The organism is Dolichospermum sp. UHCC 0260, assembly GCF_009711985.1.
Classification (GTDB): domain Bacteria; phylum Cyanobacteriota; class Cyanobacteriia; order Cyanobacteriales; family Nostocaceae; genus Dolichospermum; species Dolichospermum lemmermannii.
The window spans coordinates 17,176-31,352 of the sequence record NZ_VIKZ01000054.1; the positions used below are offsets into that span (position 1 = coordinate 17,176).

The following is a 14,177-nucleotide window of genomic DNA, read 5'->3' on the forward strand; positions in this document are numbered from 1 at the left end:
AAATACCCCAAATATGGCTGATGTCTCCGCCATGCTACCGCGAACGCCACTCTAGCTGGATAAAAAGTTAGGGAGTGATAGCAGTTCCCATTTGACCTTTGCTGAATCAGATCATTTCAACGTCTACGGATAATATGAGGAGCAGCAAAGATAGTATATCCTGTGTCCACAAATTCGCCGCAATTATCGCTCAAGTCATATACTCCAGACCACACCGCCATCATTGTATCGGCTAATGTGAACATTTGGGCAAAACTCTCAAGTCCCCAAGCCGGGGAGTTAGTGACTGACGGAGAAATTTGCCAATTTACAGGTATACCAACTGTACTGTTATACGCGCCTGATAATGCTCCAGCAATTGCACCTGTAATATTTTGATTGGCAAAATTGTGATTTTGATTAGCTCTTAATACGGTCAGGGGAAAGTCTTCTAATGTACTCCCAAAGCAGTAAAAAGCTAAACCAATATTGCTAATTAATTTTTCTGGACTACTCAATTCCCTTTGTGCTGTTTCTAGTCCCGCCCCTTTTTTTAATAAATTATTGACTTTTATTAATTCTTGTGGTAATAAAGTTGATGTTTTATCTAAAAAACTCACTGTTCCCGAAATCAGGCTGTGGGGGTTAAGTTTTTCATTCAGGGATTGAGCGATCGCATATCCTATAATTAAACTAGCATCTCTGATCATCGGCTCATTTTGCCCATTGAATATCCTTTGCACGGCTAAAATATTTTCTCGCATTCTATCGGTATTGTCATGAAAAAAAATCGCCACTGGTAATGTAGCGAGAATTATTTGTCCCCAGAAATTAATATTTGTTTCTAATTCAATACCTGCTTGTTCTTGACGCTTTAACCAGTCATCTACATCTAACCTGCCCAAACTGATTAAACTTTCCGTCCCCAAAACCGCAATTTTACCCAATCTAAAACTATTCTGGCTAGATAAACCCTCTCCCAAGAAAGCTCCCAGAAAAGTTCCCCTAACCCGATTCACAAGAGAATAACGCATAATTTTTAATCGGTGATTGGTAATTGGTAATTGGTAATTACTTCTTCTTCCCTGTCACCTGTCACCTAATTACTGCCTTAAATGGGACACCAGTGCTTGTAAGCCTAACAAATAACTTTGAGCGCCAAAGCCACTGATTTGGCCAATTACCACTGGTGCGATATAAGAATGATGGCGGAAATCTTCCCGACGATAAATATTACTTAGATGTACTTCGACAGTAGGTAAATTAACGGCAGCGATCGCATCCCGCAAAGCCACACTAGTATGAGTATAAGCCCCAGCGTTAATCACAATCCCCTGATGCTTTCCTAATGCCCCGTGTATAGCATCTACTAAAACCCCTTCATGATTTGACTGCACGGGCAACATTTCAGCTTGTAGTTCCATTGCTTTAGACTCTAACAAGCGATTAATTTCTGCCAAAGTCAAAGAACCATAAATTCCCGGTTCTCTGAGTCCTAGCAAATTTAGATTTGGACCGTGCAGCACAAGAACACTTAAAGCTGGCAAATTCAACTCTCACACCTTCAATATTTTAGCGTCGTCGCCGAGAACGTTCATGTACAGGAATCGGAATCAGTTCCGGTTCCGGTTCAGCCTCTGGACCTAGCAGGCTATCAATTAACTTCCGCGCTAATTCTTTCAGCTTTTCCAGTACCTTTTCTATATAATCCATTAAACTGACCGCTCCTGAGATAGTACCTCAATTTTTTTTAACAGGGTCGCAGAAACTGGCGTATTATCACACCTTTAGCCTACAAAAAGGTTGACACATTTCCATAAGTATGATATATCTTACTAGGAAATTCTAATTTTGTGTTCTCCCTTACTTATTAGATTATCACATCCTTAATTAGTAATGGGTAATTGGTGATAAGGAATAGAAGTTTGGGAGTCAGTTGTCAGTAGGGGCGAAGCATTTGGAAGATAAATTATCGGTCATTGCCAAAAATAGTTCTCCAAATGCTTCGCCCGTACAGTTGTCAGTTGTTGGTTGTTGGGAGGAAGAAAACAGAAAAAATTTCCCCTACTCCCTGCTCCCTACCCCTAACTTGCTGCGTCTTTCTTTTTTCCTCTAGTAGTAGTTGATTTAGTAGCAGTTGATTTAGTGGTTTTGCGGGGAGATTTTGTAGATGCTTTGGCTGAAAGTAATTCAATAGCTGTAGATAGCGTGATATTTTCTACTGATTCACCTTCAGGAAGACTGGCATTAGTTTTCCCATGTTTAATGTAAGGACCATAGGGACCATCATAGATATTGACTGGTGACTCATCTTCTGGATGCGTACCCAACTCGCGTAAAGCTTCTTTAGACTTACTCTTAGCAGCAGCCCGTCCTTTTTTCGGTTCTGCCAATAATTCTAAAGCACGATTCAAGGAAATTGTCAAGACATCATCCGTAGATTTTAGAGAACGGTAATCTTTCCCCTCCTTCCCTTGGTCATGGACAACATAGGGGCCAAATCTTCCTAAACTAGCTTGGACTTTGCCACCAGTTTCGGGGTGAGTTCCCAAAGCACGGGGGAGAGATAATAAACCCACAGCCATATCTAAAGTGACGGTTTCTGGTGTCACACCTTTGAGTAAAGAAGCTTGTTTAGGCTTAGGATTTTCCTCAGTTTTATCGCCTAATTGAACGTAGGGACCATAAGTACCAAGTTTGATATAAATTGGTTCTCCAGTTTCCGGGTGACGACCGAGTTGGTCAGGTCCGGAAATTTTTTGTTTGAGGAGGATTTCCACCTGTTTGGGGTTCAGGTCAGCCGGGGTGAGGTTTTTGGGGATAGAAGCGGTAATTACTTCCTCACCATTGGTAACTTCGATATAAGGACCATATTTACCAATGCGGACTTTAGCATCTAGATTTTCTAATTCTACAGTTCTAGCTTTACTGGCATCAATTTCGGTTTCCCGTTCCTTCACCAAAGTTTCTAAACCTTGTTCACCAAGATAAAATTTCTTTAAGTAGGGTAGCCATTGAGCTTCACCCGTGGAAATTTCATCCAAGGTTTGCTCCATTTTAGAAGTAAAACTAGGGTCAACAATATCTGGAAAATGTTTTTCCAGTAAATCAGTCACAGCGAAAGCCGTGAAAGTGGGAATTAGGGCATTATTCACTAATTGGGCATAATCTTTATCAATGATTGTGCCAATAATACTGGCGTAGGTACTAGGACGACCAATACCTTCACTTTCTAAGGTTTTCACCAAAGTTGCTTCGGTGTAACGGGCGGGAGGTTGGGTTTCATGACCTACCGCTTCCAGTTCATTACATTTGGGATGATCACCAACTTTCAGCGCAGGTAGAATTACTTCTTGGTCTTCTAAAGCGGCTTCAGGATCATCCGAACCTTCGACATAGGCGCGAAGATAGCCAGGAAAATCTATGCGCTTACCAGAGGAACGAAAACCAGCGTCTTCAACTTGGATTTGCACAGTAACTTGAGTTTGGCGAGAATCAGCCATTTGTGAGGCGACGGTGCGCTTCCAAATCAAATCATAAACAGCAAATTCTCGTCCAGCTAAACCTGTGTCTTGGGGTGTGCGGAAACTACTACCAGCGGGACGAATGGCTTCGTGAGCTTCTTGTGCGCCTTTAGATTTAGTGGTGTATTGGCGAGGTTGGGGACTAAGATATTGTTTCCCGTATTTTTGCTCCACACAAGCACGGGCGGCGGTAATCGCTTGGTCGGATAAATGTACCGAATCTGTCCGCATATAGGTAATATACCCCTGCTCATACAAATTTTGAGCCACTCGCATCGTATCCCGTGCCGATAAGCGCAACTTGCGGTTAGATTCTTGTTGCAGTGTGGAAGTTGTGAACGGTGGTGCTGGTTTGCGGGTGACGGGACGTTCTTCCATATCCGCCACTGTCCAAGTTTTCCCTTCTAGGCGGGCTTTTAGGGCTTCGGCTTGTTCCTCGTTGAGTAATACAACATTACGCCCGGCGGTAATTCTGCCCGTTGTTGAGTCAAAATCGCTGCCTGTGGCAACTTTCGTACCGCCAAGAGTCACTAAAACCGCGCTAAAGGGACTTTTTTCCTGTTCTAGACTGGCTTTTAAATCCCAGTATGTGCCTTCATGGAAAGCCCGACGCTGGCGTTCTTTAATTACTAATAGACGTACTGCTACAGATTGCACTCGCCCAGCGGATAACCCCCAGGCAATTTTTTTCCACAGCAGCGGCGATAGGGTATATCCTACTAATCGGTCTAAAATTCTTCTGGTTTCTTGGGCGCGAACTACCTGCTCATCAATATTACGGCAGTCTTTCAAAGCTTTTTGAATGGCTTCCTTGGTAATTTCATGAAAGACCATGCGCTTTGTTGGCACTTTCGGCTTGAGCAATTGGTATAAATGCCAACTAATACTTTCCCCCTCCCGGTCTTCATCTGTTGCTAAAATCAGTTCAGTTACACCTTTGAGGGCTTCTTTAAGCTGAGTGACAATTTTCTTTTTGTCTTTGGGAACGACATAAATCGGTTCAAAGTCGGCTTCTACATTGACCCCAAGCTGCGCCCATTTTTCCCCTTTGACGGCTGCGGGAATTTCACTGGCCGACTGGGGAAGGTCACGGACATGACCCATTGAAGCTTCTACCACATAGTCTTTTGGTAGGTAGTTGCGAATGGTACGAGCTTTTGTGGGAGATTCGACGATAACAAGAGTTGACATGGAAATTTAAAAAGAATAATAGCTATGCAGCTAAATAGTTAAGTTGGATTAATTTTTGCGAAATGTCAAGATGAAATATCACGCCTCAGCAGTGATTGTATACTTACACAAACTGCCCAATAGGGGTAAATCTTTCTCAACTTCAGGTACAGTGATCTTTTTGAGAATGCTAGAAGTAACCTTTGAGAGTCAATTGTCAGTTATTTCCATCTTTAACTTATCTAGTACATATTTGACGACTATAGTTTCTAAAATATCCCTGGAATTTAATAGTACAAGACTCACAGTTGTTAAAGGTTGGGGAAATAAATAATTTAAAATTAGCTTAATTTTTCTAATTTGCCATTTTTTTATAGATGCTGTGTCAAAATTAACTTATACAGGAAGAAATGCTAAAAGTATATAAATTACACCTGTAAACTTGATTGTTAGCGTCTTAATACCTGATGATATTCTTCGAGCCATCGCCTAACTTCTTGAACTGCCAATATAAGCCCCAATTTGTTTAAGCCCCTGTAAAACTTGAATACGTTCTGCTGTATTTTCAAGTAACCGATAAGTGTGAGATCGCGTATATTGAGGGACATCTTGGTGGCGATTGCATTTCAAAAACAATACTTCTCTGCCATTTGTCACCATTCCATAGCAACTTGACTGCAAATTAGGAGCGCTCAACAAATAAGTAAGTGCTTGGGGAATTCCTGCGGTAACGTCCAGCCTTGCAGGTTTTGATTCGATTACCAAAATCCAAAAACTATCTTGGATTACCAAAATATCAATTCTGCCTTGAACCGCTATAGCATTAGCTTCATCAGCAACTTCGATACTGGTACTTACTTCTGCTTTTACCAAAAAAGGAAATTGATAGAAACCAGCCAAATCTAGCAATGGCGACACCACAACAAGCTTAACAATTTCTTCAAGGGGCGCTTCTTCTTGACTGAGATAGTTATAGTTGCGAGTGAGGCGATCTAGTCCTTGTAGTTCCGCTTCCGTTAGTGTTGGTGAATTATTTAACCATTCATCAAAAAAGCGATACCTCCGGTCAGCGCTTCGCTATCGCTAGTGTCGAGTCTCAAGCCAAAGGTTTGACGGAGATTGCTAAGGGTAAGGCTACTAGCATTTGTAATCACAGTTAAATCCTTGTAGTATTTACATGAATTTTGGAAGTTTAGAAATTTGATTTGGGTTCTAATACTTAATATACGATACATACGAGGAAAAGAGCGATTCCTAGGTCGCGCTAGTACAACACGGCATAAATAAACCAACCATTCTAAATCGTTAAAAAGCCTATACTGTCTTCGTTTTGACTTTTGACTTCCGCCCTGCGGTACTAGTTCCCCCCGGGACGCAATGCGTTCGCTATCGCCCTATGAGGAAACTATTTGAGAACTACTTAACTTTGAATTTTTTGAGCTATAGTATATAGTATTGTCATACAGAGTTATGACAAGCAAAAATATGAGAGTTAATGCAAGGCTCGATAGCGATCGCGCTAATAAGTTTAATTACATTCGCCAGCGGACAAATCAAGGTGCGTCTGACATTATGAAAGTGGCGATCGATCTTTATTATGAAAAATTACATCAAGAATCCCCTGTAAAACCTTTGCAACTCCTTAGAGAATCAGGGCTGATTGGTTGTGCTGAAGGGGACTCTGATTTGTCGGTTAATTACAAGCAATATCTCACTGAAAGTCTTAACGAAAAATATGGTAATCGTTGATTCTGGCTTTTGGATAGCACTAATCAATCGCCGTGATGATTATCATGTTCTCGCTCAAGAAGTTCTAGATACGATTGATGAGCCTCTGGTGACAACATGGTGTGTGATTACGGAAGCTTGTCATATTCTCTTGAAACGTACAGGCACAAATGCTCAACAGACGTTTATTCATAGCTTAGAAATTGGTGCTTTTGAGATTTTTGATCTCAAAGTTCAAGATGGGAAAAGAATCAGTGAATTGATGAATCAATATAGTTCTCTACCAATGGATTTAGCGGACGCTTCATTGATTATTCTTGCCGAACATTTGGGGCATGGGCGGATTCTATCTGTTGATTTTCGGGACTTTAATACTTACCGCTGGAAAAATCGGCATCCTTTTGAGAATTTGATGTCTATTAACTGAAGTAATGCTATAAATTGGCGATTCCTAGGTCGCGCTAGTTCCCCCCGGGACGCAATGCGTTCGCTATCGCTAACTAATCAATTCCCTTAGAACGCCAAAGTTCTAAACAATTCGCTGACTGCAACCTTGAAGTTTAAAATTATATCTTCTCCATCTAAAATATCATTACCTCGTAATAGGAGATCGGGCTGAGGACTATGGTAAACCAGCACATATCTTTCATCAGGATGGATTACCCACAGCAGTCTAGTTCCACTTTCAAAATATTCTTCAATCTTGTTGTGAATTTCGTCAAAAGTGTTGCCTGGAGAGATAATCTCAACAACTAGATCGGGCGCACCATCAAAAAAGCCTTTAGGTAATCGTTTTAGCCCAATCAATCGCTCTTTACTAACAAAAGAAATATCGGGCGACCGCTTATTATCTCCCTTCATTTTAAATGCTGTACTAGAGTCGCAAGTAACGCCAAGATTATGCTGCCTTACAAATATCTCGATTAGCCCACCGAGGAATATGCCAATATTCCCATGCTCCATGCCTGAATTGCCCAAGTTTATCAACTCTCCATCTACAATTTCGTAACGATTGCCATCATCAGCTAAAGCCATAAACTCTTCATCAGTCCAAACTTTATCCTTTATTCTTTCTAAGATAACTGTCATATTTATTCAAGTCCTTGTAATTTTTAGACAAAGCGATTCGTTTACATGACTGGCTGAGTGATTTCTTTATTTAATACTAACCCAAATATAAATCCAATTTCATCCCCACAACAAGCGATTCCTAGGTCGCGCTAGTTCGCTCCGGGACGCAATGCGTTCGCTATCGCCTAAAAATCACGACTTACAGGAATAGCGATTACTAGGTCGCGGTTCGCTGTCGCATTCCCGATACTCAAAATTTATTTATCTAAACTTGAACTAACGGCTGATTGTTTATAGATGAACGAGGTTGAATCGTATTTTGAATTTCTTCTCCGGCTAACTCTTCGGCTAGGCGTAACTCATAAGCTTTTTGCAAATTAAGCCATAGTTCTGCACCAGTGCCAAACCATCGTCCTAGACGTAATGCTGTGTCAGCCGTGATACCTCTTTGCCCTTTGAGGATTTGCGTAATCCGATTTGTGGGTATATGGAGCGATCGCGCTAGTTCTGATGCGCTAATCCCAAGCTCTTTTAGTTCATCGGATAAGATTTCGCCAGCGTGAATTGCAGGTCTTGCCATAGTTGTTTTCTCCTTTAGTGATAATCAACAATTTCGATATTAAATGGGCGATTTTCTGTTTCTGTCCATTCAAAACAAATACGCCATTTATCATTTATGCGGATGCTGTACTGCCCTTTTCTATCTCCGCCCAGTGCCTCAAAACGGTTACTTGGGCTTTGCCATTAAGGATTCTTTATTAGGTGCGGCTTCTAGAATCTCTAGACGTTTGTATGCTTGTCTTTCAAATGCCTGAAATTCTTTGACACAATCGCCCGCAGCCAATTCGGCTGTGCGTTTGTCTTTATATTTTTCAGGCATAGGCAAGTGTTATGTATTACGTCAAGCATAACATTTATATCGCAATTTGGCAAAAAATCAACCAGCGATCGCAAAGCACAAGTAATTGATAAGCAATTCCTAGGTCGCGCTTCGCTATCGCCTAAAAATCACGACTCACAGAAATAGCGATCGCCCCTCCAATCTCATTCCCACGAAAAGCGATCGCCCTTTATCATCTGCAAAACCGCGATCACTGAAATAGAGAATTTTGAAAATGTAAACATTTTTTATACTTTCCTTTCTTGGATTGTTAGGGGTGTTATTGTCTAGTAGCAAAATAATAGTAATCTTCATTATGACTATCTCTCCGACCCCTTCAGCCAGCCCTGCAACTAACCAGGGTCAGTCCACAGCCCAGACTACTCAAGAAGGGATTGTATCGAACGAAAAAATTGATGCTCGAAATAGGGAGAATATTGCCTTCGGGGTTCTTATTGCTTCGATAGTAGCAATATTACTTGTCTCAGCCACGGCAATTTTTAGTACGACAGATGCTAAAGAAAGGTCGCTGGTCTCACAACGGGTAATGGATTCAACGCTACCTTTATACGGAACTTGGGTAGGCACGATTCTGGCATTTTATTTTTCGCGCAATGCCTTTGAGGCCGCTTCAAGTGCTACTGATCGAAATGCGACTGTATTTCAGCAAGTCAGAAGTGATCTAGTTTCGGCCGCGCCGCCAGACAATAAGCTTGCAAACATTTCACTAAAGTCTCTCGCCAACGGTCTTGTTTTCTCTCAGGATAATCTCAACAACCCATTAGAAGACGTTTTGAAGGATCTAAATTCTAAGAATCGATATAGAACAATTGTAGTTGATAAAACGACAAAAAATTACGTCAATTTAGTCTATAAAGTTAATGTATCAGCTTTTTTAGAACAACGTCAATCAGGTACAACACCACAGCCAACCCTACAAAATTACCTTGATTGGCGAAAGGAGCAGGGAAAACAATGTCAGCCAATAGTGGTATTTTTGCCAGAGACTGCAACCTTAGCTGATGCCGAAGCCAAGATGAAAGAAACATTAGGATGTAGAGATGTCATTGTTACTACTGATGGTCAAAAGACAAGTCCAGTGGTGGCTTATGTTACTGATAATGAAATCAATGAATATAAGTAATTGCCTCATAAAACACCAATTTTTGTGATTAAATACTTGATACTTGCCTATCTTTTTTCTTTATTAATGCGATCGCCTAGAAATCACGACTCACAGTACTAGCGAAGCGATCGCTTTGAGGATATAGATTCTTGATTAAGTCAATTCAGGCAAAAGATGCAGCCATTCAAGCCCTAAATGGTTCTAAATGAAGGCAAAGTGCGTTATAAAGGTTAATAAACATTGACAACAAGATAAAAAAGGTAGTTATTCAGAAGGTGATGCTTAGGATCGTGGATCAAATAACCTGTAATTTTCGGTTATTGTTTTGGTGTAGGACAAGAAACCTAAAACAAAGTTTGATATCTTATTAAATCCAAGATCCTTACTCTCTACGGTGTTAACTCTTTCCCGAAAATCGCCCTACACTGAACAGTTCAGTTATGTACTCGACTGTTTATTTTGAGTTATTGCGGTACATTTACTGATAGCCAAAATCAAATATACAAATTTCCAACTGCTAAAGATAGAAAGATCAATGCAATTTTAGTCAAGAAGTATAGATAGAATAAACTTGTGTTATCCCTAATGTTTAATCGCTAAAACCTATACATCTCATGGATTTTGCTAATTTTGCATCCCAGTTAAATGCTGGAACGATTTTACCAGAGGGAATCGTCATGATTACCCTCTTGGGGGTTTTGATTGTTGATTTGATTTTGGGACGGACATCTGCGCGCTGGATTGCATATCTAGCTACCCTCGGTTTAACAGCCGCGATTATTGCTCTATACTTCCAATGGGATACTACTACCCCCATTGCCTTTACTGGTAGCTTTAATGGTGATGACCTGAGTATTGTCTTTCGGGGGATTATCGCCCTGTCAGCAATGTCAACAATATTGATGTCAATTCGCTATGTTGAACAAAGTGGTACGCCTTTAGCCGAATTTATTGCCATTTTGATGACTGCGACTTTGGGAGGAATGTTTTTATCCGGCGCTAATGAGTTGGTGATGATTTTCATCTCTTTAGAAGCCTTGAGTATTTCCTCTTATTTGTTGACAGGTTATACAAAACGTGACCCTCGTTCCAATGAAGCAGCGTTGAAATACCTGTTAATTGGTGCTTCCAGTACAGCGGTGTTTTTGTACGGTGTCTCCCTGCTGTATGGGTTATCCGGTGGACAAACAGAACTAACTGCGATCGCTAATGGTATCGCCACAGCAAATGTTGGTCAATCTCTAGGTTTAGTAATTGCCCTGGTTTTCGTGATTGCGGGTATTGGTTTCAAAATCTCCGCTGCACCCTTTCACCAATGGACACCAGACGTTTATGAAGGCGCACCAACTCCAGTTATTGCCTTTTTATCCGTTGGTTCTAAAGCGGCAGGATTTGCCCTGGCTATCCGTCTCTTAACCACCGTTTTCCCTGTCGTGGCAGATGAGTGGAGATTTGTTTTCACCGCCCTTGCAGTGCTGAGTATGGTGTTGGGTAACGTTGTCGCCCTAGCCCAAACAAGCATGAAACGGATGTTAGCTTATTCATCTATTGCCCAAGCTGGGTTTGTGATGATTGGCTTAATTGCGGGAACAGATGCCGGCTATTCCAGTATGATTTTCTATCTACTGGTATACCTGTTTATGAACCTCTGCGGCTTTACCTGTGTGGTATTGTTCTCTCTGCGAACAGGAACAGACCAAATTTCTGAATACTCCGGTTTGTATCAAAAAGACCCACTTTTAACACTGGGCTTGAGTATCTCCCTGTTATCATTGGGTGGTATTCCCCCATTAGCCGGATTTTTCGGGAAGATTTACCTATTTTGGGCAGGTTGGCAAGCTGGTCTTTACTGGTTAGTTTTACTTGGTTTAGTTACCAGTGTGGTTTCCATCTATTACTACATTCGCGTAGTTAAGATGATGGTAGTCAAAGAACCCCAAGAAATGTCCGACGTGGTGAAGAATTATCCCCAAGTTCGTTGGGATTTACCAGGACTGAGACCTTTACAAGTGGGTTTGATAGTAACTTTAATAGCTACTACTATCTCTGGAATTTTATCCAATCCCTTGTTTACTTTGGCTAATAATTCTGTCACTAACACTCCCATGTTACAAGCAGCAAAAGTTGCGAGTACACAAGTTAGTGTGATTACAAATAAGGAGTTACAGGAATTGTAAGTTATTCCTAAATAATTGGTAATGGGTAATTGGTAATGAAGCTAGTCTTCAATATTCAATTACCCATTTTTATTATTAAACAGCAATAATACCAAATTTATGTGAAACTTCACAGAATCATGAAATTCATTAATTCATCCGTCTTTATCTGCGTTTATCTGCGTTTATCTGCGGTTAATAATTCTTTGTTTATTTGATTCTATACAGCTTCATTTTACAGCACTTCCCGGTGTTATGAGGTACATATCTAGCGGGCAAGATGCCCGCACTACAAAAGTTTCATGATTCAACTTTGTACCTCATAAGAGCGGAAACCGCTGTAATTGCATATTTGATGGGAATAATATAAGTTGTCAAAAATTGATACTGATACTAAGTAAGAAATATCCTAACTTGTCGCATAGACATAGGACTTGACACTTACAAGTATTTATGTAAAACTCTTTCGTGTATAGTCTTTAACTAAAAAGTGTTACAAGCTGTGACACATCCTATTGCCTTCAAACATCATTTTAATATCAATAATTAATTAAATCCATGAATACCATACTCAACTCTGCCCTGACGCTGACATACAATCAACTGAGCGACTTTTCAGGTTTAGACAATTTCTGGCAGGTTTTCGATACCGCTTTTGGTACACAATACAACCGCAGCGGTGCGGAAATTCTGCGTTTACAGTGGCTATCTGGTGATTTTAGTCAACTTCCACAAATTGAAATTATTGATAGTAGCATTCTTGGCAATGCTAATGGTGCTTATGCTAGTAGCACCAATAAGATTTATTTATCAGCTAATTTTGTCGCAACAGCTACACAAAAAACATTGGTTGATACGCTGTTAGAGGAAATTGGGCATTTTGTTGATGCTCAAATTAATCAAACAGACACCCCCGGAGATGAAGGAGCGATTTTTGCAGCGTTGGTACAGGGTGAAAGTCTTGATTCTGCGACTTTAAAGGCTTTGAAAGCAGAAGATGATCACGCTACGATTACGGTAAATGGGGAAGTTATTCAGGTAGAACAGCAGAATTTTACAGGAACTAACGGGAATGACACCATTGTAGGTACTTCTGGGGATGATACGATTAGCCCTTTGCGAGGAATAGACACAGTAGATGGAGGAGCAGGGGATGACCTACTAATCCTAGACTACTCTAGTAATAACTATAGTGGAGTTCAATATAGTTATTACGGATATTTAGCTTACTACAACAGCAGCAGCTGTGACCAAGTTACTTATAGCAATATCGAGCGCTTTCAAATTACAGGAACTGCTGTCGACGATAGTATCTACACAGGAAGTGGGAACGACAACATTGCAGGTGGTTTAGGTGATGATTACATTGATGGAGGAGATGGTAATAATACCATTGATGGAGGAGATGGAAATGATAATATCATCACAGGAAGTGGGAACGATAATATTACAGGTGGTTTAGGCAATGATACCATCACCACAGGAAGTGGGAACGACAATATCACAGGTGGTTTAGGTGATGACACCATTAATGCAGGCAATGGGGATGATATTCTCATAGGCGGTGCAGGGAATGACTATATCAATGCCGGGTTCGGAAACGACACCATTGATGGCGGAGACGGCGTTGATACACTAAATAAAGACTTTACGAACATTACGACCGGGATTACCTTTGATACTACTGGTGTCACCCCTATCGTCCCAACAGGAACAAGCGTCACTAACATAGAAGCGTTTGAACTAACTACAGGAGGTGGTAACGATACTATTAAACTGGCTGGAAGATTCAACGATAATCTGAATACAGGTGCTGGAAATGATACTATCACTCCTGGATTAGGAATAGACACAGTAGATGGAGGAGCAGGGGATGACCTACTAATCCTAGACTACTCTAGTAATAACTATGGTGGTATTTCAAGTCCTTGGTATAATGGTAGCTATGGATATTTCCAAGCGAACTACAATACCAGCAGCTATGACCAAGTTAGTTATAGCAATATCGAGCGCCTTCAAATCACAGGAACTGCTGTCGACGATAGTATCTACACAGGAAGTGGGAACGACAACATTGCAGGTGGTTTAGGTGATGATTACATTAGTGGAGGAGATGGTAATGATACCATTAATGGCGGTGCAGGGAACGATACCATTAATGCAGGTGATGGTAATGACAATATTGATGGTGTTAATGGAGCAAGTCTGACTCCTGGATTAGGAGAAAAAGACACTCTCACAGGTGGTACTGGGAGCGATCGCTTTATCTTAGGAAATGCTACCAAGGCTTATTATGATGATGGCAATACCCTAATTAATGGTAGTAACGACTATGCCGACATTACCGACTTCAACATTGCCGACGGAGATATTATTCAACTGCAAGGAACTAGTAGTAATTACCTTCTGGCTGTTGTCGGTGCAGACACTCAAATATTAATCAATAAACCCGGAACAGAACCAGATGAACTCATTGGTATAGTCCGAAATCGAACAGGTTTGAGTTTAAATGGCAGTAACTTTGCATACGTTTCTTTTGCCGC

14 protein-coding genes and 1 pseudogene are annotated in these 14,177 nt (G+C 40.9%); 5 read left to right on the plus strand and 10 right to left on the minus strand.

The features are described from left to right. Positions 1-116 precede the first annotated feature (116 nt). From FJR08_RS18365 to FJR08_RS18385, 5 genes are all read right to left on the minus strand, one after another. On the minus strand, positions 117-1,013 hold the full coding sequence (locus FJR08_RS18365; protein ID WP_168634139.1) for an ADP-ribosylglycohydrolase family protein: 897 nt from the start codon (positions 1,011-1,013) through the stop codon (positions 117-119). A 69-nt stretch (positions 1,014-1,082) separates the two neighbouring features. Next, on the minus strand, positions 1,083-1,526 hold the full coding sequence (gene aroQ / locus FJR08_RS18370) for a type II 3-dehydroquinate dehydratase (RefSeq protein ID WP_168634147.1): 444 nt from the start codon (positions 1,524-1,526) through the stop codon (positions 1,083-1,085). Between the two features lie 25 nt (positions 1,527-1,551). Continuing rightward, positions 1,552-1,692, minus strand: coding sequence for a hypothetical protein (locus tag FJR08_RS18375; protein ID WP_015081449.1), 141 nt, complete (start codon positions 1,690-1,692; stop codon positions 1,552-1,554). 371 nt (positions 1,693-2,063) lie between these two features. Then, positions 2,064-4,694, minus strand: coding sequence for a type I DNA topoisomerase (gene topA / locus FJR08_RS18380; RefSeq protein WP_168634140.1), 2,631 nt, complete (start codon positions 4,692-4,694; stop codon positions 2,064-2,066). Positions 4,695-5,162: 468 nt separating this feature from the next. Beyond that, positions 5,163-5,591, minus strand: coding sequence for a hypothetical protein (locus FJR08_RS18385; protein ID WP_217357536.1), 429 nt, complete (start codon positions 5,589-5,591; stop codon positions 5,163-5,165). Positions 5,592-6,158: 567 nt separating this feature from the next. Between FJR08_RS18385 and FJR08_RS18390 the strand changes: the two genes are divergently transcribed. Together FJR08_RS18390 and FJR08_RS18395 are read left to right on the plus strand one after the other, a co-directional pair. Next, positions 6,159-6,422 carry a hypothetical protein gene (locus FJR08_RS18390; RefSeq protein WP_015081447.1) on the plus strand — a complete coding sequence of 88 codons (264 nt, stop codon included), beginning with the start codon at positions 6,159-6,161 and terminating at the stop codon, positions 6,420-6,422. After that, a complete protein-coding gene (locus FJR08_RS18395; RefSeq protein ID WP_015081446.1) occupies positions 6,409-6,828 on the plus strand; it encodes a type II toxin-antitoxin system VapC family toxin in 420 nt (139 codons plus the stop codon). Before FJR08_RS18390 ends, FJR08_RS18395 begins: the two co-directional genes overlap by 14 nt. Positions 6,829-6,914: 86 nt before the next feature. Here FJR08_RS18395 and FJR08_RS18400 read toward each other — a convergent pair whose 3' ends face one another. The 5 genes from FJR08_RS18400 to FJR08_RS18415 form a co-directional block, all read right to left on the minus strand. Further along, entirely contained in the window at positions 6,915-7,490 is a 576-nt protein-coding gene (locus FJR08_RS18400) for a Uma2 family endonuclease (RefSeq protein WP_015081445.1), read from the minus strand. 247 nt (positions 7,491-7,737) lie between these two features. Beyond that, positions 7,738-8,052, minus strand: a complete 315-nt coding sequence (locus FJR08_RS18405) for a HigA family addiction module antitoxin (protein WP_039203333.1) — start codon at positions 8,050-8,052, stop codon at positions 7,738-7,740. Positions 8,053-8,066: 14 nt separating this feature from the next. Next, positions 8,067-8,186 carry a type II toxin-antitoxin system RelE/ParE family toxin gene (locus tag FJR08_RS23320; RefSeq protein WP_217357538.1) on the minus strand — a complete coding sequence of 40 codons (120 nt, stop codon included), beginning with the start codon at positions 8,184-8,186 and terminating at the stop codon, positions 8,067-8,069. A 13-nt stretch (positions 8,187-8,199) separates the two neighbouring features. Next, on the minus strand, positions 8,200-8,352 hold the full coding sequence (locus FJR08_RS23325; RefSeq protein WP_217357537.1) for a hypothetical protein: 153 nt from the start codon (positions 8,350-8,352) through the stop codon (positions 8,200-8,202). Positions 8,353-8,487: 135 nt separating this feature from the next. After that, the gene (locus FJR08_RS18415) at positions 8,488-8,667 is read right to left on the minus strand and encodes a hypothetical protein (RefSeq protein WP_148765186.1); all 180 of its coding nucleotides are present in this window, start codon (positions 8,665-8,667) and stop codon (positions 8,488-8,490) included. Between the two features lies 1 nt (position 8,668). Here FJR08_RS18415 and FJR08_RS18420 point away from each other — a divergent pair, with 1 nt between their 5' ends. From FJR08_RS18420 to FJR08_RS23765, 3 genes and pseudogenes are all read left to right on the plus strand, one after another. Next, positions 8,669-9,496, plus strand: a complete 828-nt coding sequence (locus FJR08_RS18420) for a hypothetical protein (RefSeq protein ID WP_168634142.1) — start codon at positions 8,669-8,671, stop codon at positions 9,494-9,496. A gap of 596 nt (positions 9,497-10,092) precedes the next feature. Continuing rightward, positions 10,093-11,655 carry an NAD(P)H-quinone oxidoreductase subunit N gene (locus FJR08_RS18425; RefSeq protein ID WP_168634143.1) on the plus strand — a complete coding sequence of 521 codons (1,563 nt, stop codon included), beginning with the start codon at positions 10,093-10,095 and terminating at the stop codon, positions 11,653-11,655. Positions 11,656-12,192: 537 nt separating this feature from the next. Then, positions 12,193-14,177: pseudogene (locus FJR08_RS23765) on the plus strand (calcium-binding protein); the annotation flags it as partial.

Coding starts and splice junctions, on each gene's coding strand:
- FJR08_RS18365 (WP_168634139.1), bottom strand. CDS start 1,013: ATGCGTTATTCTCTTGTGAATCGGGTTAGGGGAACTTTTCTGGGAGCT.
- FJR08_RS18375 (WP_015081449.1), bottom strand. CDS start 1,692: ATGGATTATATAGAAAAGGTACTGGAAAAGCTGAAAGAATTAGCGCGG.
- topA (WP_168634140.1), bottom strand. CDS start 4,694: ATGTCAACTCTTGTTATCGTCGAATCTCCCACAAAAGCTCGTACCATT.
- FJR08_RS18390 (WP_015081447.1), top strand. CDS start 6,159: ATGAGAGTTAATGCAAGGCTCGATAGCGATCGCGCTAATAAGTTTAAT.
- FJR08_RS18395 (WP_015081446.1), top strand. CDS start 6,409: ATGGTAATCGTTGATTCTGGCTTTTGGATAGCACTAATCAATCGCCGT.
- FJR08_RS18400 (WP_015081445.1), bottom strand. CDS start 7,490: ATGACAGTTATCTTAGAAAGAATAAAGGATAAAGTTTGGACTGATGAA.
- FJR08_RS18405 (WP_039203333.1), bottom strand. CDS start 8,052: ATGGCAAGACCTGCAATTCACGCTGGCGAAATCTTATCCGATGAACTA.
- FJR08_RS23325 (WP_217357537.1), bottom strand. CDS start 8,352: ATGCCTGAAAAATATAAAGACAAACGCACAGCCGAATTGGCTGCGGGC.
- FJR08_RS18415 (WP_148765186.1), bottom strand. CDS start 8,667: ATGAAGATTACTATTATTTTGCTACTAGACAATAACACCCCTAACAAT.
- FJR08_RS18420 (WP_168634142.1), top strand. CDS start 8,669: ATGACTATCTCTCCGACCCCTTCAGCCAGCCCTGCAACTAACCAGGGT.
- FJR08_RS18425 (WP_168634143.1), top strand. CDS start 10,093: ATGGATTTTGCTAATTTTGCATCCCAGTTAAATGCTGGAACGATTTTA.